This is a genomic window from Actinomycetospora callitridis (assembly GCF_028737265.1).
Classification (GTDB): Bacteria; Actinomycetota; Actinomycetes; order Mycobacteriales; family Pseudonocardiaceae; genus Actinomycetospora; species Actinomycetospora callitridis.
In genome coordinates this window covers 257389-277735 of the sequence record NZ_JAQZAK010000004.1, presented here as the reverse complement: position 1 = coordinate 277735, position 20347 = coordinate 257389, and the positions used below count along the sequence as shown (strand labels likewise).

21 protein-coding genes are annotated in these 20347 nt (G+C 75.8%); 13 read left to right on the top strand and 8 right to left on the bottom strand.

From position 1 onward, the window contains the following. The first annotated feature begins 29 nt into the window (after nucleotides 1-29). From cbiE to PH191_RS15795, 3 genes are all read left to right on the top strand, one after another. The gene (gene cbiE / locus PH191_RS15805) at nucleotides 30-1235 is read left to right on the top strand and encodes a precorrin-6y C5,15-methyltransferase (decarboxylating) subunit CbiE (RefSeq protein ID WP_274195576.1); all 1206 of its coding nucleotides are present in this window, start codon (nucleotides 30-32) and stop codon (nucleotides 1233-1235) included. After that, nucleotides 1232-1975 carry a precorrin-4 C(11)-methyltransferase gene (gene cobM, locus PH191_RS15800; RefSeq protein ID WP_274195575.1) on the top strand — a complete coding sequence of 248 codons (744 nt, stop codon included), beginning with the start codon at nucleotides 1232-1234 and terminating at the stop codon, nucleotides 1973-1975. Before cbiE ends, cobM begins: the two co-directional genes overlap by 4 nt. A gap of 83 nt (nucleotides 1976-2058) precedes the next feature. Then, the gene (locus tag PH191_RS15795; protein WP_274195574.1) at nucleotides 2059-2769 is read left to right on the top strand and encodes a cobalt-precorrin-6A reductase; all 711 of its coding nucleotides are present in this window, start codon (nucleotides 2059-2061) and stop codon (nucleotides 2767-2769) included. Nucleotides 2770-2827: 58 nt separating this feature from the next. Here the strand turns inward: PH191_RS15795 and PH191_RS15790 are convergent, their stop codons facing one another. Then, a complete protein-coding gene (locus tag PH191_RS15790; protein ID WP_274195573.1) occupies nucleotides 2828-5629 on the bottom strand; it encodes a DUF2232 domain-containing protein in 2802 nt (933 codons plus the stop codon). Nucleotide 5630: 1 nt separating this feature from the next. After that, on the bottom strand, nucleotides 5631-6077 hold the full coding sequence (locus PH191_RS15785; RefSeq protein WP_274195572.1) for a MarR family winged helix-turn-helix transcriptional regulator: 447 nt from the start codon (nucleotides 6075-6077) through the stop codon (nucleotides 5631-5633). A 55-nt stretch (nucleotides 6078-6132) separates the two neighbouring features. Here PH191_RS15785 and PH191_RS15780 point away from each other — a divergent pair, with 55 nt between their 5' ends. The 6 genes from PH191_RS15780 (at nucleotide 6133) to PH191_RS15755 (ending at nucleotide 8800) form a co-directional block, all read left to right on the top strand. Beyond that, nucleotides 6133-7035: an NAD-dependent epimerase/dehydratase family protein gene (locus PH191_RS15780; RefSeq protein ID WP_274195571.1), complete on the top strand. Its 903-nt coding sequence runs from the start codon at nucleotides 6133-6135 to the stop codon at nucleotides 7033-7035. Nucleotides 7036-7107: 72 nt separating this feature from the next. After that, entirely contained in the window at nucleotides 7108-7464 is a 357-nt protein-coding gene (locus tag PH191_RS15775; protein WP_274195570.1) for a VOC family protein, read from the top strand. Then, nucleotides 7461-7814, top strand: coding sequence for an ArsR/SmtB family transcription factor (locus PH191_RS15770; protein ID WP_274195569.1), 354 nt, complete (start codon nucleotides 7461-7463; stop codon nucleotides 7812-7814). The genes PH191_RS15775 and PH191_RS15770 overlap by 4 nt, the downstream gene beginning before the upstream one ends. Continuing rightward, the gene (locus PH191_RS15765; RefSeq protein ID WP_274195568.1) at nucleotides 7811-8314 is read left to right on the top strand and encodes an SRPBCC domain-containing protein; all 504 of its coding nucleotides are present in this window, start codon (nucleotides 7811-7813) and stop codon (nucleotides 8312-8314) included. Before PH191_RS15770 ends, PH191_RS15765 begins: the two co-directional genes overlap by 4 nt. Next, a complete protein-coding gene (locus PH191_RS15760) occupies nucleotides 8311-8601 on the top strand; it encodes an antibiotic biosynthesis monooxygenase family protein (RefSeq protein WP_274195567.1) in 291 nt (96 codons plus the stop codon). Before PH191_RS15765 ends, PH191_RS15760 begins: the two co-directional genes overlap by 4 nt. A gap of 13 nt (nucleotides 8602-8614) precedes the next feature. Further along, nucleotides 8615-8800: a hypothetical protein gene (locus PH191_RS15755; protein WP_274195566.1), complete on the top strand. Its 186-nt coding sequence runs from the start codon at nucleotides 8615-8617 to the stop codon at nucleotides 8798-8800. Nucleotides 8801-8803: 3 nt separating this feature from the next. Here the strand turns inward: PH191_RS15755 and PH191_RS15750 are convergent, their stop codons facing one another. Genes PH191_RS15750 through PH191_RS15740 form a run of 3 tightly spaced genes read right to left on the bottom strand, consistent with a single transcriptional unit; the run spans nucleotide 8804 to nucleotide 12074 of the window. Continuing rightward, complete coding sequence (locus PH191_RS15750; protein WP_274195565.1) at nucleotides 8804-10294, bottom strand: precorrin-2 C(20)-methyltransferase; 1491 nt, start codon at nucleotides 10292-10294, stop codon at nucleotides 8804-8806. After that, entirely contained in the window at nucleotides 10291-10950 is a 660-nt protein-coding gene (locus PH191_RS15745) for a precorrin-8X methylmutase (protein WP_274195564.1), read from the bottom strand. The genes PH191_RS15750 and PH191_RS15745 overlap by 4 nt, the downstream gene beginning before the upstream one ends. Beyond that, nucleotides 10947-12074, bottom strand: a complete 1128-nt coding sequence (locus PH191_RS15740; protein ID WP_274195563.1) for a hypothetical protein — start codon at nucleotides 12072-12074, stop codon at nucleotides 10947-10949. Before PH191_RS15740 ends, PH191_RS15745 begins: the two co-directional genes overlap by 4 nt. Before the next feature lie 143 nt (nucleotides 12075-12217). Here PH191_RS15740 and cobN point away from each other — a divergent pair, with 143 nt between their 5' ends. Further along, the gene (gene cobN / locus PH191_RS15735; RefSeq protein ID WP_274195562.1) at nucleotides 12218-15886 is read left to right on the top strand and encodes a cobaltochelatase subunit CobN; all 3669 of its coding nucleotides are present in this window, start codon (nucleotides 12218-12220) and stop codon (nucleotides 15884-15886) included. A 42-nt stretch (nucleotides 15887-15928) separates the two neighbouring features. Here cobN and PH191_RS15730 read toward each other — a convergent pair whose 3' ends face one another. Beyond that, nucleotides 15929-16867: an EamA family transporter gene (locus PH191_RS15730; RefSeq protein WP_274195561.1), complete on the bottom strand. Its 939-nt coding sequence runs from the start codon at nucleotides 16865-16867 to the stop codon at nucleotides 15929-15931. 151 nt (nucleotides 16868-17018) lie between these two features. Next, on the bottom strand, nucleotides 17019-17477 hold the full coding sequence (locus PH191_RS15725) for a MerR family transcriptional regulator (protein WP_274195560.1): 459 nt from the start codon (nucleotides 17475-17477) through the stop codon (nucleotides 17019-17021). Between the two features lie 53 nt (nucleotides 17478-17530). On the opposite strand from PH191_RS15725, the gene PH191_RS15720 reads away from it, so the two are divergent. Genes PH191_RS15720 through PH191_RS15710 form a run of 3 tightly spaced genes read left to right on the top strand, consistent with a single transcriptional unit; the run spans nucleotide 17531 to nucleotide 19625 of the window. Then, nucleotides 17531-18439: an RNA polymerase sigma-70 factor gene (locus tag PH191_RS15720; RefSeq protein WP_274195559.1), complete on the top strand. Its 909-nt coding sequence runs from the start codon at nucleotides 17531-17533 to the stop codon at nucleotides 18437-18439. A 44-nt stretch (nucleotides 18440-18483) separates the two neighbouring features. After that, nucleotides 18484-19218, top strand: a complete 735-nt coding sequence (locus PH191_RS15715; RefSeq protein ID WP_274195558.1) for an SDR family oxidoreductase — start codon at nucleotides 18484-18486, stop codon at nucleotides 19216-19218. Further along, on the top strand, nucleotides 19215-19625 hold the full coding sequence (locus tag PH191_RS15710; protein WP_274195557.1) for a hypothetical protein: 411 nt from the start codon (nucleotides 19215-19217) through the stop codon (nucleotides 19623-19625). The genes PH191_RS15715 and PH191_RS15710 overlap by 4 nt, the downstream gene beginning before the upstream one ends. A gap of 102 nt (nucleotides 19626-19727) precedes the next feature. Here PH191_RS15710 and PH191_RS15705 read toward each other — a convergent pair whose 3' ends face one another. After that, nucleotides 19728-20291, bottom strand: a complete 564-nt coding sequence (locus PH191_RS15705) for a TetR/AcrR family transcriptional regulator (RefSeq protein ID WP_274195556.1) — start codon at nucleotides 20289-20291, stop codon at nucleotides 19728-19730. Nucleotides 20292-20347 lie beyond the last annotated feature (56 nt).

Below are 20347 nucleotides of genomic sequence, written 5' to 3'. Positions count from 1 at the left end.
AGGGTCCCGGTCCGTGATGAGGTGTCGCGGTGACCGTGACGGTGGTCGGCATCGGAGCCGAGGGGTGGCCGGGGCTGGGGGAGCCCGCCCGGGCGGCGCTCGAGGCCGCCGACGTCGTCCTCGGCGCGCCCCGTCAGCTCGCCCTGCTGCCCCCGCTGTCCGCGTCGCACGCCACCTGGCCCTCGCCGCTGATGCCCGCGCTGCCCGGGCTGCTCGACGAGCACGCCGGCCGGGCGCTCGTCGTGCTCGCCAGCGGCGACCCGACGTTCTACGGGATCGGGTCCGCGGTGCTCGCCCTCGATCCGACGGCGGCCGTCCACCCGGCGCCGTCGTCGCTCGCGCTGGCGTGCGCGCGCCTGGGCTGGGCCGCGCAGGACGTCGAGGTGCTCTCGACGGTCGGCCGCCCGCCGGAGGCCGTCCGCGCCGCGCTGGCCCCCCGCCGGCGCCTGCTCGTGCTCGTGCCCGACGGCGACGCCCCGAAGACGCTGGCCGAGTCGCTCACGTCGTGGGGCTACGGCGCCGCGACGATGACGGTGCTCGGGTCCCTCGGCGGGCCGGGGGAGAGCCGGGTCGACGGCCACGCCGCGGGCTGGGTCCACCCGCCCGGCGACCCGTTGGCCGTCGTCGCCGTGACCTGCCCGGACCTGCCCGAGGACCCGCTGCTCGGGCGCGCGCCGGGCCTGCCCGACGACGCGTACTCCCACGACGGTCAGCTCACGAAGGCCGAGGTCCGGGCCCTGTCCGTCGCCGCGCTGCGTCCGGTGCCGGGCGCGCTGCTGTGGGACGTCGGCGGCGGGGCGGGCAGCGTCGGCATCGAGTGGATGCGCCACCACCCGGCGTGCCGGGCCCTGACGGTCGAGGTGCGGGAGGACCGCGCGGCCCGCATCCGCGCCAACGCCGCGACGCTCGGGGTGCCGGGGCTGCGCGTCGTCCTCGGGCGGGCGCCGGACGTGCTCGCCGACCTCGGGACGCCGGACGCGGTGTTCGTCGGCGGCGGGGTCTCGGTGCCCGGGATGCTGGAGGCGGCGCACTCGGCGCTGCGTCCCGGCGGGCGGCTGGTGGCCAACGCCGTCACCGTCGAGGGCGAGGCGGCGCTCGCCGCGTTCCGCACCGCGCACGGCGGGGCGCTGCGGCGGATCGGCATCCAGCGCGCCGAGCCCGTCGGCCGCTTCTCGGCGTGGCGGGCCCTGGCCGGCGTGACCCAACTGATCCACCGGAAGGACCCCTCCGCGTGACCGTCCGCTTCGTCGGCGCCGGGCCGGGCGCGCCCGACCTCATCACCGTGCGCGGCCTGCGCGCCCTGGCCACCAGCCCGGTGTGCCTCTACGCCGGCTCACTGGTGCCCGAGGAGCTGCTCGGGCAGTGCCCACCGGGGGCGCACCGGGTGGACACCGCCCGCATGACCCTCGACGAGATCACCGCCGAGCTCGTCGCCGCGCACGAGGCGGGCCACGACGTCGCGCGCCTGTGCTCCGGGGACCCCTCGGTGTTCTCCGCGGTCGCCGAGCAGACCCGTCGTCTCGACGCCGCCGGCGTGCCGTGGGAGATCGTGCCGGGCGTGCCGGCCTTCGCCGCGGCGGCGGCGGCGCTGCGCACCGAGCTGACCGTCCCCGGCGTCGGCCAGTCCGTGGTGCTCACCCGCGACGCCGCCAACGCGACGCCGATGCCGCCGGGGGAGTCGCTCGACGTGTGGGCCGCGGCCGGCGGGACGCTCGTGCTGCACCTGGCCGTGCAGCGGTGCGCCTCGGTGGTGGACGCGCTCCTGAGGCACAGGCCGCCCTCGGAGCCCGTCGCCGTCGTCGCGCGGGCGTCCCGTGACGACGAGGTGGTCCTGCGCGGCACGCTCGCCGACATCGCCGAGCAGGTCGCCGCCGCGGACGTCCGCCGGACCGCGGTGATCGTGGTGGGGGCGGTGGTCGGGACCTCCGGCGGCGACGAGTCACACCTCTACTCGGCCACCCGCGCCCGGCCGTGAGGCGCCGGGTCTCGCGCGAAGGGCACCTTCGGCCGGATGGAGCGGCGGGGGGGCGCCCTTCACCGGTACGTCGCGGGCTCTCCATGACGCGCCGGGTCCTCGTGCTCGGGGGGACGGCGGAGGCGCGGTCGCTGGCGGCCGAGCTGGCCGCGCGGGGTCTCGACGTCACCACGTCCCTCGCCGGCCGCACCCGCCACCCCCGCCTGCCGGTCGGCGAGGTCCGGACCGGCGGCTTCGGCGGGGTCGCCGGGCTGGCCGACGCGTTGGCGGACGTCGACGTGCTGGTCGACGCGACCCACCCGTTCGCGGCGACGATGACCGAGCACGCGGCCGCCGCGGCGTCGCTCGCCGGGACGCCGCTGATCGTGCTGCGTCGTCCGGGGTGGACCGAGGCCCCGGGGGACCGCTGGACGCGGGTGCCCTCGCTGACGGCGGCGGCCGCGGCCATCCCTGTCGGTGCGCGGGTCCTGCTCGCGACCGGCCGCCAGGGCGTCGGGGCGTTCGTCGACGTCGACGCGTGGTTCCTCGTGCGCGCGATCGAGGCGCCTGCGGTGCTGCCACCACACGCCGAGCTCCTGCTGGCCCGCGGTCCCTTCTCGCTCGCCGACGAGCGCGCCCTGCTCGACCGCCACGCGATCACGGTCGTCGTCGCGAAGGACTCCGGCGGCGCCACGGAGGCCAAGCTCGTCGCGGCCCGCGAGCGGTCCCTGCCCGTGGTGCTGGTCGACCGCCCGCCCCTGCCGGAGGGCGTGACGTCGGTGGGCTCCGTGGACGAGGTCCTCGAGCGCCTGTGATCGACGGGAGAACACGGACACTCACCGTCTGCGGCGCCACGCCGCTGACATCTCGCCCCTAGACCCAGAGCCCCACAGCGAGGACGGCGGCGACGACGAGGAGGACGGCGAGGTCCCGCCGCCCCGGGCGCTGGTCCGGGCCGGCGACGGCGCCCAGGCCGCCCCGGGCGGTGATCGCCTCGCCCGTCTCGGCCGCCCGCCGGGTGGCCATCGCGCACGCCTGCATCGCCGCGCGCACGGCCGTGCGCACCTGCTCGCGCACCGGCGTGACCGCGCGCCCGACCGGTTGGCGCTGGGCGATCAGGAGCCACGCCGTCCGGCCCTCGGCGAGCAGCAGCGGCACCAGGCGCAGCCCGAGCGCGATCGCCGTCGTCGGCGTCCGCAGCGGGATCCGCACGCGCCGCCCGAGCCGGGCCAGGCGCTCGAGCAACGGCGGGAACGCGCCGAGCGGGGTCGTCGCGATCAGCAGGGCCGCGCCCAGCAGCGAGACGAGCGTCGTGCCGAGGAAGAGCACCACGCGTTCGAGCCCGCCGAGGCTCAGCTCGGTGCCCAGGACGTCGACCAGCGGCGGGCGCGTGCCGAGCGTCGACAGCACGATCGCCGGCAGCCAGAGGAGCAGCCACCGGGGCGGGCGCGGCACGGCCCCGCGGGGCAGGCGCGCCGCGACGGCCCCGACGACCAGGAGCAGGGTGGCGGCGCCGAGGGTCGGCCAGGTCGGGTCGACGAACAGCGCCAGCGCCGTGCCTGCGAGCGCCGCGATCTTCGTGCCCACCCAGGTCCGGTGCAGCACCGACGGCCCCGGCAGCGTGCGCACCGCGCCGACGGCGCGGGGCCGGCGCTCCCGCTCGGAGGAGGACGAGGACGAGGACGAGGACGAGGTGCTCGACGGCCGCACGAGCTCCGGCGGCCCGTGCACCGACCCGTCCTCGACGCGCAGCACCGCGTCGCCGAGGTCGGCCAGCGGCGCGATGTCGTGGGTGACCACCACCAGCGTGGTGCCCGCCGCCCGCGCCGCCCGCAGGGCCTCGCGCACCGCCGTCGCGGCGTCCGTGTCGAGGCCGGCCAGCGGCTCGTCGAGCACGAGCACCCGCGGCCCGGCGCCGAGCAGCCCGGCGAGCAGGACCCGGCGCTGCTCGCCGCCCGAGAGCTCGTCGACGGATCGGTCGCGGTAGATCGCCGGGTCGAGGCCCAGGGCGGCGAGGGTCGTGTCGGCGGTGCGCGGGCCGACGCCGGCGGCGTCCTCGACCTCCTCGCCCACGGTGGGGCGCAGCAGCGCCGGGCGCGCGTGCTGCACGGCCAGCAGCGCGCCGGCGCGGCCGTTGCGCAGCGGCGCGCCGTCGAGCGTCGCGGTGCCGCGCGCCGGGGTCGCGAGGCCGGCGAGCACCCACGCGAGGCTCGTCTTGCCCGCCCCGTTCGGGCCGGTGAGCAGCACCATCCGCCCGGCCGGGACGTCGAGGTCCACCCCGGAGAGCACGGGCCGGCGCCACGGCGTGCCGGCGTCGTGGACGATGTCGACGCCCCGCAGGCGCAGCGACCCGCCGGCCGGCGGGCGCGGCGGACCCCACGGCACCCCGCCCGCCCCCGGCGGCGACGGCACGCCCGGGAGTGCGAGCACGGCGTCGGCCTCGCCGGGGTCGTGGTGGGTGATGTGCAGGACCCCGACGCCCTCGGTGCGCGTCAGGCTGCGCAGCAGGTCGGTGACCTCGGTGCGGCCCTCGGGGTCGAGCATCGCCGTGCTCTCGTCGCTGACGACGACGGCCGGGGAGCGCGCGAGCAGGGCCGCGACGGCGAGACGCTGCAGCTCGCCGCCCGAGAGCGTCGCCGTCTCGCGGTCGCCGGCGCCCTCGAGGCCGACCCGGGCGAGCAGCTCGTCGACCGGCACGGGGTGACCGGAGGGCAGGCCCCAGCGCAGGTCGTCGGCGACGCGCACGCCCAGCACCTGGCTGTCGGGGCGCTGGAACACCATCCCGGTGCCGCCGACGACGCCGAGCCCGGCCTCGCCGGGACGCATCACCGTGCCCTCGGCGGGCGGACGCCCCGCGACGACGCGCCCGAGCGTCGACTTGCCGGCCCCGTTCGGCCCGGTGACCACGACGAACCGGCCGGCGTCGAGGTCCAGGTCCACCGGCGGCCCCGACGGCAGCGCGACCCCGCGCAGGTGCAGCGGCAGCGGCGCCACCGACGCGCCCGCGCGGGCGGTCGGCAGGCGGCCGGCGAGGTCGGTCGGCAGCAGGCGCTGCACCGCGCGCAGCGGCCGCGCGAGGATCCACGCCGCGACCGCCACCCCGAACAGGGTGCTGACCACCGCGATCGCCGGCAGCGTCACCCACCAGTAGTCGGTGATCGCCCACACCGCCCGGTCCCCGGCCGCGACGACCTCGGGCAGCCCGCCGCGCAGCAGGCGGGCCAGGCCGCTCCACGACGTGCGCAGCTGGTCGAGCACCAGCTCCCGGTAGGCGGGGAACACGGCGAGCAGCGCCGTGCCGACCACCGAGGTGGGCACGGCGAGGGCGACGACGCCGGTGAGCGCGGTGCGCACCGTCGACCACCCGCGGCGCGCGCCGACGCCGACGAGCCAGCCCAGCGACGCCGCGGACGCCGCCGTGCCCGCCGGACCGACGCCGGCGACGAGGAACGCGACGACCACGGCGACGAGCGCCCCGACCGGCCCCGCACGCCCGGGCCGCCGCGACGAGAGCACGGCCAGCGGGAAGGCCGCGACGACCACGCCGATCGGGCCGACCGGGAACAGGCGGGTGAGCACGCACACGACGGCGACGAGATCACCGAGGGCGGCCGCCTCCGCGAGCTCGACCGCGTCGAGGGGCCGGCGGGGAGGGGACCGGCGGAAGCGCCGCATCTCACCCAGTATGCGGGTCACCGCCCGCGACGAGCCGTCCGAGCAGCGCCCGCAGTCGCTCGCGGTCGGGCGCGTCGAGGGGATCGAGGAAACGGTCGTCGCACGCGGCGAGGGCCTCGGCGGCCCGCGCCCGCACCTGCTCGCCCTCGTCGGTGAGCGACACGAGGTTGGCGCGCCGGTTCGCCGGGTCGGGGGTGCGCCGCAGGAGGCCGCGGGCCTCCAGGCCGCCGACCAGCGCGACGGTGGTGGTGCGGTCGATGCCCAGGGTGCGCGCGGCGGTGATCTGGGAGCACGGCGCGAGGTGGGCGATGACGGCGAGCAGGCCGTACTCCCGCCCGCTGATCCCGACCTCGACGAGCACCTCCTCGCCCATCGCCTGCGCCCGGCCGAGGGCGAGCTGCAGGAGGAAGGCCGTGCGGTCGGTGAGCGTCTCCGGGAGGTCGGTCACGGCCACCTCCTCTACTGTCAGCACCACTGACAATCGTCGTACGGGGGAGACCATCATGCGCGTCCTGATCACCGGAGCGAGCGGGTTCGTCGGCGGGGCGGTCGCCGCGGCCGCGCTCGAGGCCGGGCACGAGGTCGTCGGGCTCGTCCGCGACCCGGTCCGGGCGACGCGCGCGGCGGGCGCGGACCTGCGCCGCGGCGACATGCTCGACCCCGCGTCCTACGTGCCGCTGGTGGGGGAGGTGGACGCGGTCGTGCACGCCGCCCAGCTCGCCGTGGACGGCCGGCTGACCCGGCGGCGCGCCGAGCGGGTCTTCGCCGCCGACGGCGTCATGACCACCGCGCTGGCCGACGCCTGCCGCGAGCAGCGGAAACGCTTCGTCTACACCGCCGGGTGCTTCGACTGGGGCGACCGCGGCGAGGTGTGGATCGACGAGGACACCCCGCTCGACCCGTCGCCGATGGGCGTCGGCCACGCCCGCCAGGCCGCGGTGCTCGACGCGATGACCGACCTCGACGCCGTCCGCGTCGCCCCCGGGTTCGTGTACGGGCCGGGCGGGCTGTTCAAGCAGGCCTTCGTCGACCAGGCGCGGGCGGGCCGGCTGCGCTGCCTCGGGCGCGGGACCAACTGGTGGAGCTGCGTGCACGTCGACGACCTCGCGACGGCCTACCTCGGCGCGCTCACCGACGCGCCGCCCCGGGCCGCCTACGCCGTCGCCGACGAGGAGCCGCTGCGGCTGCGCGAGCTCACCGACCTCACCGCGGCGGCCTGCGGCGTGGGCCCCGTCGGCACGCTGCCGCCGGCGCTGGGCGCCCTGTTCCTGGGCGGGACGCTCACGGCCAGCCTGACCACCTCGTTCCGCATCGACCCGCGCCGGGCCCGCGAGGAGCTGGGGTGGCGTCCGCGTCGCCCCCGGTTCCGTGACGAGGTCGGCGAGGTCGTCGCGGCGACTCCGTAAACGTGCGTTGACACTAACGAAAGCACACACTAACGTTAGCGACGTCCAACACAGCACGAGCAGGAGGTCACCATGGGCCAGCCGGTCGCGTTCTTCGAGATCACCAGCACCGCCCCCGAGAAGGTCCGCGGGTTCTACACCGAGCTGTTCGGGTGGTCGGCCGAGCCCGACCCCGACATGGACGGCTACGCGATGGTCGACACCGGCGCGGGGCCGGACGCCATCGGCGGCGGCATCGGTCCGTCGCAGGCGCCGGGCGACACGGGCGTCAAGTTCTACGTCCGGGTCGAGGACCTCGAGGCCGGCCTCGCCCGCGCCTCCGAGCTCGGCGCCGACACCCTCGCCCCGCCGATGGACCTGCCCGGCGGCTACGGGCGCATCGCCGTCGTGTCCGATCCCGACGGCAACCCCGTCGGGTTGTGGGCGTGAGCCCTGGCGAGGATCCTCGCGACCGCGCGCTGCGGGCGCTCGCCGAGCCGCGTCGGCGGGCGATCCTGCAGCTCGTGGCCCACGACGAGCTGGCCGCCGGGGAGATCGCGGCCGCGTTCGACGTGACCCGCCCGGCCGTCAGTCAGCACCTCACCGTGCTCAAGGAGGCCGGCCTGCTCACCGAGCGCCGCGAGGGCACGCGCCGGCTCTACGGCGCGCGCCCGGAGGGGCTCGCCGAGCTGCGGGAGATGCTCGACGACCTGTGGGCCTCGGCGCTCGACCGCGCGCGCCGGATCGTCGAGGCCGACCGGGGCGTCGCCGACGACCAGCACGAGGAGGAGACCGGATGAGCCCGCCCGACCACAGCGACGGCACCGTCACCCCGCTGCGCCGGCCGCCGATCCGGCAGTCGACGCTCGTGCGCTCGAGCCGCGAGCACACCTTCGGCGTCTTCGTCGACACCATCGGCGACTGGTGGCCGTTGCAGCCGTACTCGCTGGGCGGCGAGCGTGTCCGCGCCGTCGCGTTCGACCGCCGCGAGGGCGGCCGGATCCACGAGACCTGGGCCGACGGCACCGAGGTCACGTGGGGTCACCTGCTGGCCTGGCAGCCGTCCGAACGCTTCGTCATGACCTGGGAGGCCACCCCGGTCACCACCGAGGTCGAGCTGACCTTCCGCGCCCTCGGGCCCGCGTTGACCAAGGTCGACGTCGAGCACCGGGGCTGGGAGCAGCTGACCGCCGAGCAGTTCGCCGCCGCCACCACCGCGGGCGGCGGTTACTCCGCAGGCTGGGCCGCGATCCTCGCCGCCCTGGCCGCCGCCGCAGACCCCGAGAGGAGCTCGCCATGAGCCGTGTCCTGTTCCAGGTCGTCCACTTCCCGAAGCCCGAGCACCGCGACGACATGCTCGCCGCGATGGACGTGATCCGTTCGACGTCCCGCGACATCGACGGTCTCGACGAGATCGGGGCCTTCGAGGAGCCCGACGGCTCGCGCATCGTCGCCGTGTCGATCTGGGCGTCGCCCGAGGCGATGCAGGCCGGCATGGGCGAGCTGTTCGCGTCCGTCGGCGAGCTCCCCCTCGACCGGTGGGAGACCCGCCCCTACGAATCCGCGACGCTGACCCAGGTCGCCTGACACGATCAGGCCCGTGAGCAACGGCGACGAGCGGTGGCTGTGCCTGGGTGGGCGCCAGCACTCCTGGGTGGTGACGGGGTGGGCCGTCGCCGACGAGTCGATGGGTGCCAACGAGCTGTTCTGCGCGACGTGCGGGCAGCTGGTCGGGCGCGATCGGACCGACCAGGACTGGATGTGGGTCCCCCTCGCGGGCGACTGACCCCTACCCGTGCCGTCGTGGCGTGTACACCGTGCCGGTGGCCGGCCACCGCGTGCTCGACGACCCGACGATGAGCAGGGTCCGCATGTCGACCTCGCCCGGCACGAGGTCGGCGAGGCGTACGACGCGCACCGACTCCTCCGGCCCGTCGACGTCGCGGCCGACGATCACCGGCGTGGACGGGTCGCGGTACTTCAGCAGCAGGTCGCGGGCCGCCTCGACCTGCCAGGTCCGTGACCGCGAGCCCGGGTTGTAGAGGGCCATCGCCATGTCGGCGTCCGCGACGGCGGCGAGCCGGCGCTCGACGACCTCCCAGGGCTTGAGCCGGTCGGAGAGCGAGATCATCGCGTAGTCGTGGCCCAGCGGGGCGCCGACCCGGGCGGCCACCGCCTGCGCCGCGGACACACCGGGGACGACGCGCACCGGGACGTCGGGGTAGTCGTCGGCGGCGACCTCGACCACGGCCGACGCCATCGCGAACACCCCGGGGTCGCCGGACGACACGACGGCCACGCGGTGCCCGGAGCGGGCCAGGTCGAGGGCGAACGCGGCGCGCTCGGACTCGACCTTGTTGTCCGAGGCGTGCACGCGCTGGCGGGGGTTCGGCGGGACGCGCGCGGTGTAGGTCGCGTAGCCGACGACGTCGTCGGCCCACGCGAGGGCGGCGGCCGCCTCGGGGGTCAGACGGTCGCGCGCCCCCGGCCCCAGCCCCACCACGACCACCTCGCCGGGCGTCCGGCCGGCGATGACCTCGGCGGTCTCCGCCCGCGCGGCCGGGGTCGTGTCGGCGTGCACCCGCGAGGGCACGATGCCGACGGAGAAGTACGGCACCGTGCCCGGGTCGACGTCGGCGAGGGCCGCGGTGCGCTCGGTCTCGGTGGAGGCGCGCTCGACGTAGAACGCCTCGTCGAGGCGTCCCGAGGTCGCGAGGGCCGCGCGGACCCCGGTGAACGTGCGGCCGAGCTTCATCACCGCGGCGGCGTCGGTGTCGGCGAGACGGGCCGCCAGCTCGTCGGGCGGCAGCGTGCCGGGCAGGACGGTGAGGACCTCGTCGCGCTCCACGAGCGGGCGTCCCAGTGACGCGGCGGCCGCGGACACCGAGGTCACGCCGGGCACGACCTCGGTGGGGAAGCGGTCGGCGAGGCGCTTGTGGAGGTGCATGTACGAGCCGTAGAAGAACGGGTCGCCCTCGGCGATCACCACGACGTCGCGGCCGGCGTCGAGGTGCGCGGCCAGCCGGGCGGCGGCCTCGGCGTAGAAGGCGTCGAGGCGGCCCTGGTAGTCGTCGGTCTGCTCCGTGGTGACCGGGTAGGTCAGCTGCTCCTCGGTCTGCGTGCCGAGGTACTGGGCGACGATCGAGCGCGCGTGCGAGCGACCGTGCCGCGCGCAGTGGTAGGCGACGACGTCGGCGCCGCGCACGAGGTCCACCGCGCGCACCGTCATCAGCGACGGGTCGCCGGGGCCCACCCCGACGCCGTAGAGCCGTCCGGTCACGGGGTGCACCCGAGCGCGAGGGCGTTGACGGCGCCGACGGTCATCGCGGAGCCGCCGCGGCGGCCGTGGACGACGACGTGCTCCAACGAGGCCGGGTGCCCCACCAGCGCCGCCTTCGACTCCATCGCCCCGACGAACCCGACGGGCAGGCCGAGGACGACCGCGGGCCGCGGGGCGCCCTCCTCGATCATCTCGAGCAGCCGGAACAGTGCGGTCGGCGCGTTGCCGATCGCGACGACGGCGCCGTCGAGCAGGGGTCGCCACAGCTCGAGGGCGGCGGCGCTGCGGGTGGTGCCCATCGCCGCGGCGCGGGCCGGGACCTCGGGGGCGTTGAGCGTGCAGACGACCTCGTTGCCCGCGGGCAGGAAGCGCTGCGTGATGCCGCTCGCGACCATCATCGCGTCGCAGAGCACCGGGGCGCCGGCCTTCAGCGCGCCCTGCGCGGCGGCGACCGCGCCGGGGGAGACCTCGGTGTCGGCGGCCAGGTCGACCATCCCGCACGAATGGATCATGCGGATGACGACGTCGTGCGCGTCCTCGGGGAGGTGCGCGAGATCCGCCTCCGCGCGGATGATCGCGAACGAGCGGCGGTAGATCTCGGGCCCGTCCGCGATGTAGGAGGGGACGGCGGATCTCTCGGTGGGACCGGCGCTCACGGGGTCACCCTCCCTGCTCGGACGATCGTGCGATAGGTACCGCCGGGCGTGCCCTCGACCACGGCGACCGGCCCGGCCGGCGTGCCGCACGCCCGCGAGCACCCGACCCAGTGCGCGTGCAGGAGCCCGCCGGCGCGGCCCGTGGCCACGGCGCGGGCGAGGTCGCCGCGGACGTCGGTGTGCGAGCGGGCGCAGCGGGGTGCGCCGACGCAGGCCGAGAGGCTCGACCACAGTGACGGCCCGGTCTCGACGAGGCCGGCGAGTCGCCGGAGGGCGTCGTCGGGGTCGGCGAGGCCCCGCAGCACCACCGTGCGCCGGGGCGTGACGCGCAGGGTGGCCCCGGCGTCGGCGAGGTCGGCGAGCACCGCGGCGGTCGGTGCGTCGATCTCCCCGAGGCGGGGGGTGACTTCGCGCGAGGTGGCCTCCGGCCATGTGAGCACTTCGGAGTGCTCCGGCACTCCGAAGTGCTCACGTGTGCGTAGCGCACCCGCGACCCTCTCGGGCCCCACCTCGGCCACGCGCCAGGCGCTGCCCCGGATCTCGAGGAACGCCTCGACCGCGGCGAGGGCGAGAGCGGCGGGGTCGCCGGTGAGGTCGGTCGGCGTGCCGGCGAGCACGAGCGCCCCGTCGACCACCGTGACGTCCCCGTCGAGGGCGGCCACGTCGCCGGCGCCGTCGTCGAGCGCGACGAGCAGCCGACCGGGCACGTCGGTGCGCCCGCGCAGGGCGTCGGCGACCGCGCGGGCCGCGTCGTCGAGCAGCCCCGAGGGCGAGGCCACGACACTGCAGGGCACGTCGCGGCCCTGCTCGTCGAGCAGCGCGCCGTCCCCGCCGAGCGCGCTGAGCGTCGCCGCGAGCCGGTCGGCGCCCTCGGCGGTCAGGCCGCGGACCTGCAGCGATCCCCGCGAGGTGAGCTCCAGCGGCGAGCCGCCGGTCACGGCGGCGTCGGCGAGCACCCGGAGCTCCGCGCCGGTGACGGCGCCGCCGACGGGGCGGAAGCGTGCCAGGGCGCCGTCGGCGGCGTCGTGGCGTCGCCAGGCGCCCGGACAGGCGTCCGGCACGGTCCGCGGGGTCGTGCGCGGGTCCGTAGGCTCGGCGCCGTCACGTCGTCGGGAGTCGGGCATCGTCGACACAGTATCTAGTCAGATGCTCAGATGAGAGTGCCCGGCGACACGGACCTGCACCCCGGTGCCCGTGTCACGATGTCTGATCAGATGATGAGGCGTCCGAACTCCCGGGCGCCCGCCACCGACCCCCGGGAGCGCCGGTGCTGCTGCTGCTGTCGACGTCCGACACCGACCTGCGCTCGGCGCGGGCCAGCACCCCGGGGCAGGAGGGTGCCTGGCGCTGGGCGAACCCCGCCCGGGTCGCGGTGGAGGACCTCGAGGCCCTGCTCGAGGGCGTCGACCTCGTCGTCGTGCGCCTGCTCGGTGGGCGCCAGGCGTGGGAGGCGGGCCTCGACGCCCTGCTCGCGCCGTCGCAGCCGCGCCCGGTCGTCGTGCTCGGCGGCGAGCAGAGCCCGGACGCGCAGCTCATGGAGTCGTCGACCGTCCCCGTCGGCGTCGCCACCCAGGCGCACCTCTACCTCGCCCAGGGCGGGTCGGAGAACCTCACGCAGCTGCACCACTTCCTCTCCGACACCGTCCTGCTCACCGGCCACGGCTTCGACCCGCCCGCCGAGATGCCGAACTGGGGCCGGCTCGAGGGCTGGGACCCTGCCTCCGTCGAGGGAGCGAACGGGGAGTTTGCGCGCATAGAAGCAGCGAACAGCGCGTTCGCTGCGGACAAGGCCCGCCCCCGGGTCGCCATCGTCTACTACCGCGCGCACCACATGGCCGGGAACACCGCGTTCGTCGACGCCCTGTGCCGCGCGGTGGTCGACGCCGGCGGGGTGCCCGAGCCGGTGTTCTGCTCGTCGCTGCGCGCGCCCGAGGACGAGCTCGTCGCGGTGCTCCGGCAGGCCGACGTCCTGGTCACCACCGTGCTCGCCGCGGGCGGGTCCAAGCCCGCGACGGCCAGCGCGGGCGGGGACGACGAGAGCTGGGACACCGGCGCGCTCGCGGGGCTCGACGTCCCGATCCTGCAGGCCCTGTGCCTGACGCGGTCCCGCGAGGACTGGCTCGGCGACGACGACGGCGTGAGCCCGCTCGACGCCGCGAACCAGGTGGCCGTGCCGGAGTTCGACGGGCGCGTCATCACCGTCCCGTTCTCCTTCAAGGAGACCGACGCCGACGGCCTGCCCGTGTACGTCGCCGACCCGGAGCGCGCGGCGCGCGTCGCGGGGCTCGCGGTGTCGCACGCGCGCCTGCGCCACGTCCCGAACGCCGAGAAGCGGATCGCGCTGGTGCTCAGCGCCTACCCGACGAAGCACGCGCGGATCGGGAACGCGGTCGGCCTCGACACCCCGGCGTCGGTGGTGCGGCTGCTCGCCGCGATGCGGGAGTCCGGCTACACCATCGGCGACGTCCCGGGGCTCGACGTCCAGGACGGCGACCTCCTGATCCGCGCCCTCATCGACGCCGGCGGCTACGACCAGGACTGGCTCACCGAGGAGCAGCTCGCCGCGAACCCCGCGCGCGTGCCCGTCGACGAGTACACCGCGTGGTTCGCCACGTTGCCCGAGGACTTCCGCGCCGGCGTCGAGGAGCACTGGGGCGCGGCACCCGGCTCGATGTTCATCCATGATCACGCCATCACCGTCGCCGCCCTGCAGCGCGACAACGTCGTCGTGATGATGCAGCCGCCCCGCGGGTTCGGGGAGAACCCGATCGCGATCTACCACGACCCCGACCTGCCGCCCTCGCACCACTACCTCGCGGCCTACCGCTGGTTGCAGACCACGTTCGGCGCGGACGCGCTGGTGCACGTCGGCAAGCACGGCAACCTCGAGTGGCTGCCCGGCAAGACCGCGGCGCTGTCGGCGTCCTGCGCACCCGACCCGATCCTCGGGAACCTTCCGCTGGTCTACCCGTTCCTGGTCAACGACCCGGGCGAGGGCACGCAGGCCAAGCGCCGTGCGCACGCGACGCTCGTCGACCACCTCGTCCCGCCGATGGCCCGCGCCGAGTCGTACGGCGACCTCGCCCGTCTCGAGCAGCTGCTCGACGAGTACGCCTCGATCCAGGCGATGGACCCCGGCAAGATCACGGCGATCCGCGGCCAGATCTGGCAGCTCATCCAGGCCGCGAAGCTCGACAGCGACCTCGGCGTCTCCGACCAGCCCGAGGACGAGCGCTTCGACGACTTCGTCATGCACCTCGACGGCTGGCTCTGCGAGATCAAGGACGCGCAGATCCGCGACGGCCTGCACGTGCTCGGCCAGGCGCCGGGCGGGCAGGAGCGCGTCGACATGGTGCTCGCGATCCTGCGCGCGCGGCAGCTGTGGTCGGGCACGAACTCCCTGCCCGGACTGCGCGAGGCGCTGGGCATGGTCGAGGACGGGACCACGTCGCGCGCCGACACCGACCGCTTCGAGGAGACCGCGCACTCGCTGGTGCTGGGGATGGAGAAGCAGGGCTGGGCGGATCCCCGGGGGTTGGGCGCTGTCGCACACGACGTCACCGTCGAGGTGCTGGGGACCGAGCATCCCGTCGTCACCGACATCCTGACCTTCGCCGCGACCGAGGTCGTCCCGCGCCTGGACCGGACCACCGAGGAGATCACCGGGGTCCTGCACGCCCTCGACGGCGGGCACGTGAAGGCCGGGCCGAGCGGGTCGCCGCTGCGCGGGCTGGTCAACGTCCTGCCGACCGGGCGGAACTTCTACTCGATCGACCCGCGCGCGATCCCCTCGCGGCTGGCGTGGGAGACCGGGCAGATGCTCGCCGACTCCCTGCTCGAGCGGTACCGCGAGGACCACGAGGGCGAGTGGCCGACGTCGGTCGGCCTGTCGCTGTGGGGCACCGCGGCGATGCGCACGAGCGGCGACGACATCGCCGAGGCGCTCTCGCTCATGGGCGTCCGGCCGGTGTGGGACGAGGCGTCGCGCCGGGTCACGGGCCTCGAGGTGACGCCGACCGAGGAGCTCGGTCGGCCCCGCGTCGACGTCGTCCTGCGCATCTCCGGGTTCTTCCGCGACGCGTTCCCGCACGTCGTGGCGACGATGGACGACGCGGTGCAGCTGGTCGCGGGTCTCGAGGAGGCCGACGAGGACAACTTCGTGGCCGCGCACGCCCGGGCCGACGCGGCCTCCGGGTCGAGCTGGACCCAGGCGACGACAAGAATCTTCGGCTCGCCCCCCGGCGCCTACGGCGCGGGTCTGCTCCAGGCGATGGACTCCCGCGAGTGGCGTGGCGACGCCGACCTCGCCGAGATCTACACGACGTGGGGCGGGCACGCGTACGGCCGCGGGCGCCAGGGTGAGTCGGCGGTCGACGAGATGCGCGCGGCGTACCGGCGGATCGCGGTGGCGGCGAAGAACATCGACACCCGCGAGCACGACATCGCCGATTCCGACGACTACTACCAGTACCACGGCGGCATGATCGCCACGGTCCGCGCGCTCACCGGGGCCGCGCCGGCCGCGTACGTCGGGGACTCGACGCGGCCGGAGAACGTGAAGACCCGGTCGCTGATCGAGGAGACGGCGCGCGTCTTCCGCAGCCGCGTCGTCAACCCGCGCTGGATGGCCGCGATGCGCCGCCACGGCTACAAGGGCGCGTTCGAGATGGCCGCGACCGTCGACTACCTCTTCGGCTGGGACGCGACGGCGGGGACGGTGAGCGACTGGATGTACGGCTCGCTCACCGAGAACTACGTCCTCGACCCGGAGAACCGCGCGTTCCTGCGCGACGCCAACCCCTGGGCGCTGCACGGGATGGCCGAGCGCCTGCTGGAGGCCGTGGACCGCGGGCTCTGGGCCGAGCCCGATCCCGCCATGGTCGAGCAGCTGCGCGAGGCCTTCCTCGAGGCCGAGGGCGACGCGGAGGGCGCCTGACCCCCCGTGAGCGGAATTCACGGTGATAGCCGTGAATTCCGCTCACGGGGGCGGTTCGGCCCAGCGGATGAGGGCGATCGCGGCGACGACCAGGACGCCGCCCGCGACCTGGGTGGGAGTGGGGCGCTGGGACACCAGCCACCATGCGCCCAGCACGGCGAAGAGCACCTCGCTGAGCCCGACGAACGACGCCAGCCGGGACCCCAGTCGCCCCACGGCGGCGATCCCGGTGAGGTAGGCGAGCGTCGTCGACAGCGCCGCGACGAGCACGACGCCGACCCACCACGGCGCGGTCCACCCGGCGAGGGCGATCGGGGTCGTCGTCGCGGTGAGCGGCAGCAGCCCGACGGCCCCGACGAGCACGACGACGGCGCTGCCGACGATCGCGCCCCCGGCGGTGAGCACGAGCGCGGGCGGGCCGTTCTCGTCGGAGGCATCGGCGGACAGCCGGAAGTACGCCGCCAGGCACACCGCGGCGGCCAGGCCCCACAGCACGCCGACGACGTCGAACTCCGCACCGCGGGCGACGTCGAGGACGAGCACGAGGCCCGCCACGGCCAGCGCCGCACCCAGCAGCGTCGCCGGCTTCGGACGCGCGCCGCCGCGTGCCCACATCCAGCCGAGCAACAGGACCGGCGCGGTGTACTCGATGAGCAGCGCGACGCCGACCGAGAGGTGGTCGACGGCGTTGAAGTAGCAGACCTGCGCGCCGGCCAGGGGGACGATCCCGTAGACGACGACGGCGCGCAGGTGGCCGGCGCGCGGACGCCACCCGCGGGCGAACACGAGCGCCAGCGGCACCCCGAGCAGGACCGCGGTGCCGGCCAGCCGGCCCAGCGCCACCGCGAGCGGCGACCAGCCCACCGCGAGCAGCGCGGCCGCGAACGGCCCGGCGAGCCCGAAGGAGAACGCCGAGAGCAGCGCGATCGCCAGGCCGGACGCGGTGCGCGTCGGACGACGGTCGGCTCCGGCGCGGCCCATGATCCCCAGATCAGAGCAGCCGGTTCCCCTCGGCAGCAAGGTCCGGCTCGGAGCGCCCCGGAGGTCGGTGGACGGCACGACGACGGGGTGCCGACTGGGGAATGTCACGGCAGGTCGTGAACAATTCTCGGGAGAGCGTCGTGTCCGTTTCTCAACTGCCGCAGGCCCCGCCGTAGGTGGTGATCTTGTAGTCGACGACGGCCAGGGCCGCCTGCAGGTCGCGGAGGCGGACGAGCACGTCGGCGCGGTGCGCCTCGAGCAGTGCGAGGCGTTCCGGCTCGGTCTCCGGGCCCTGCTTGACCAGTTCGACGTAGCGCGCGATCGACGCGATCGGCATGTCCGAGTCGCGCAGCCGCGTGATGAACACGACCCGGCCCACCGCGTCCCGGTCGTAGACCCTGCGCCCGCCCGCGTCCCGTGCGACGTCGACGAGCCCGATCCGCTCGTAGTAGCGCAGGGTGTGCGGCGACAGGCCGGTCAGCGCCGCGACGTCCGCGATCGCCAGGTGCTCGGCGATGTCGAGGTCGCGCACCAGCTCGACCGTGAGCGGCGGCAGCTCGGTCGGCATCGTCTCGATGAGGTCCCGCAGACGTTCGGTCGTCACGCTCACGCCCTCGACCGTAGGACTTCGAGTGCGGTCGAAGGCAAGTGTTCCCGGGCAGGATGGTCGTCGTGAGGGACGCCACCGAGACGTTCACGGCGCAGCGCCCGCGGCTGTTCGGGCTCGCCTACCGCATGCTCGGGTCCGCCCACGACGCCGAGGACGTCGTGCAGGACGCCTGGCTGCGGTGGTCGGGCCACGGCGACGCGATCGACAACCCCGCCGCCTGGCTGACCACCGTCGTCACCCGCCTGTGCCTCAACCGCCTCGACTCCGCGCGGGCGCGCCGCGAGACCTACGTCGGGCCGTGGCTGCCCGAGCCGATCCTCACGACGGATCCGGCGACCGGCCCGGCCGCGACGGTCGAGGAGCGCGAGTCGGTGTCCCTCGCCCTGCTGACGACGCTGGAACGGCTCACGCCCCCGGAGCGCGCGGTCTACGTGCTGCGCGAGGCGTTCGGGCACAGCCACGCCGAGGTCGCCTCGGTGCTCGACGTCACCGAGGCCGGGTCCCGCCAGCTGCACACCCGGGCCCGCCGGCACCTCGCGACGGCGCCCGCGGCCCCGCCCCGCGCCGACGTCGGGCCGCTGCTGGCGCGCTTCGTCGCGGCGGCCCGCGACGGCGACGTCGCGGGCCTGGAGTCGCTGCTCGCCGCCGACGTCACCGTCTGGTCCGACGGCGGCGGCAGGGTCCGTGCGGCCCGGCGCCCCGTGCACGGCCGGGACGCCGTGGCGCGGTTCCTCGTCGGCATCCTCGGGCCGTCGCGGTGGCGGGGGACCGGCGCGGCCGCGGAGGTCAACGGTGCCCCGGCCCTGCTCGGCTTCCAGGACGGCGAGCTCGTCGGCGTGGTCGCGGTCGACGCCGACGGCGACCACATCCGGGGGGTCCGCTTCCTGCGCAACCCCGACAAGCTCACCTTCCTCGCCGGGCAGGTGTCACGTTCCGACGAGCTGTCCGGTCGACCTTCCTGACGGGCGCCGCACCGAGGCGCCCGACGGCCTCGGGAGGAGACACCATGACCGTGCTCGTGACGGGCGGGACGGGGAGGCTCGGCGGCGCGCTCGTCGCCCGGCTCGATCGGCCGCGCGTACTCAGTCGCCGGCCGGGGCCCGGCCGTGTCGTCGGCGACCTGGCGACCGGCGAGGGCCTCGACGAGGCCGTCGCCGGCGTCTCGACGATCGTGCACTGCGCGACGGCCCCGACGGGCGACGCCGCCGCGACCGAGCACCTCGTCGCGGCCGCCCGACGCGCGGGCACCCCGCACCTCGTCTTCGTGTCGATCGTCGGCGCCGACGCGATCCCGCTGGGCCACTACCGGGAGAAGGTCCGGGCCGAGGGCGTCGTGCAGGAGTCCGGGCTGCCGTGGACGATCCTGCGCGCGACGCAGTTCCACGACCTCCTGGTCCAGGTGTTCACCTCCGCCGCGCGCATCGGCATCCTGCCCGTGCTCGCCGGGACCTCGTTCCAGCCCGTCGCGCCCGACGACGTCGCCGACCGTCTCGCCGATCTCGTCGACGGTCCTGCGCAGGGCCGCGCGAGCGACCTCGGTGGCCCCGAGATCCGCCTGATGGCCGACCTCGCCCGCGCCTGGCTCGCCGCCTCCGGCCGGCGCCGCATCGTCGTCCCGCTGCGCCTGCCCGGGGCCATCGCCCGCGGCTACCGGTACGGCGCCCACCTCACTCCGGAGCACGCCGACGGCGTCGTCACCTTCGAGCAGTTCCTCGCGGCCCGGGCGGAGGTCGCGCGATGAGGATCCTGCTCGGCGCCCTCGCGGCGATCCAGTTCGTCGTCGGCCTCTGGGCGCTGTTCCTGCCCGTGGCCTTCTACGAGGCCTTCCCGTACGGCGGCACGCCCTGGGTCGCCCTGCTCCCGCCCTACAACGAGCACCTCGTGCGCGACGTCGGCGCCGGCACCCTGGCCATGGGCGTCGCCCTGGCGCTCGCGGCCTGGTGGCTCGACCGGCGGGTGGTGATCACCGCCGTCGTCGCGTTCCTGGTCTTCACCGTGCCCCACACGGTGTTCCACTCCCTGCACCTCGCGCACTTCCCGCTGCTCGACGCGGTGCTCCAGCAGACGGGGTTCCTCGTCGAGATCGTCCTGGCCGTCGCGGTGCTGGTGCTCGTGGCGCGGGATCGGCGGGGGGTCCCCGTGGCGTGAGCTCTCCGTGTCGATCTCTCGACGGTGTCACCAGTGCTGTCACCAGTGCTGTCCGCGGCGGGAGCGCTCACGACACTCCCGGGAGATCGAGAGGGAGAGCCGTCACGGCGCCCCCGTGAACCCCCGCACGACGTCGGTGATCGCGGCCCGCAGCGCCGCGGTGTCGCGGGGGGCCCCGGCGCCGGCGAGCTGGTCGAACGCGAGGCCGTCGAGGCAGGCGACGAGGTCGTGGGCCCGGCGCTCGGGCTCGGTGATGTCCAGCGCGGCGAACGTCGCGGCCACGCGCTCGCGCACCCGGGCGCCCGCCGCCTGCAGGGCCGCGCCCAGCTCGGGGCGTCGCGTCGACTCCAGCGCGAGCTCCCAGCGCGCCAGCAGGCGTTCCTGGTCGTCGGCCAGCCAGCGCCCGACGGTGGCCACGGCGGCCGCGACGAGACCGTCGACCGTGGCCGGCCCCGGTGGCGCCCCGCTCGCCATCTCGGACAGCGTCCGCGCCGCCATCCGGTCGACGCAGGCCTGGAGAAGCGCGGAGCGGGTGCGGAAGTAGTACGAGCTCGTGCCCTCGGGCAGGCCGGCGGCGCCGTCGACCGCGCGGTGGGTCAGGCCGCGGCTGCCCGCCCGGGCGAGCACCGCGATCGCGGCGTCGGCGAGGACGTCCCGGCGTTCCACCTTTCGTCCCCTTCCGTCGGCTTCCTCTACACCCGTAGAGTACGTCCTACTACAGA

Excerpts from the sequence above, each read along its gene's own strand:
- PH191_RS15795 (WP_274195574.1), top strand. The coding sequence starts at position 2,059 with ATGACGCGCCGGGTCCTCGTGCTCGGGGGGACGGCGGAGGCGCGGTCG.
- PH191_RS15790 (WP_274195573.1), bottom strand. The coding sequence starts at position 5,629 with ATGCGGCGCTTCCGCCGGTCCCCTCCCCGCCGGCCCCTCGACGCGGTC.
- PH191_RS15780 (WP_274195571.1), top strand. The coding sequence starts at position 6,133 with ATGCGCGTCCTGATCACCGGAGCGAGCGGGTTCGTCGGCGGGGCGGTC.
- PH191_RS15775 (WP_274195570.1), top strand. The coding sequence starts at position 7,108 with ATGGGCCAGCCGGTCGCGTTCTTCGAGATCACCAGCACCGCCCCCGAG.
- PH191_RS15765 (WP_274195568.1), top strand. The coding sequence starts at position 7,811 with ATGAGCCCGCCCGACCACAGCGACGGCACCGTCACCCCGCTGCGCCGG.
- PH191_RS15760 (WP_274195567.1), top strand. The coding sequence starts at position 8,311 with ATGAGCCGTGTCCTGTTCCAGGTCGTCCACTTCCCGAAGCCCGAGCAC.
- PH191_RS15740 (WP_274195563.1), bottom strand. The coding sequence starts at position 12,074 with ATGCCCGACTCCCGACGACGTGACGGCGCCGAGCCTACGGACCCGCGC.
- PH191_RS15730 (WP_274195561.1), bottom strand. The coding sequence starts at position 16,867 with ATGGGCCGCGCCGGAGCCGACCGTCGTCCGACGCGCACCGCGTCCGGC.
- PH191_RS15720 (WP_274195559.1), top strand. The coding sequence starts at position 17,531 with ATGGTCGTCGTGAGGGACGCCACCGAGACGTTCACGGCGCAGCGCCCG.
- PH191_RS15715 (WP_274195558.1), top strand. The coding sequence starts at position 18,484 with ATGACCGTGCTCGTGACGGGCGGGACGGGGAGGCTCGGCGGCGCGCTC.
- PH191_RS15710 (WP_274195557.1), top strand. The coding sequence starts at position 19,215 with ATGAGGATCCTGCTCGGCGCCCTCGCGGCGATCCAGTTCGTCGTCGGC.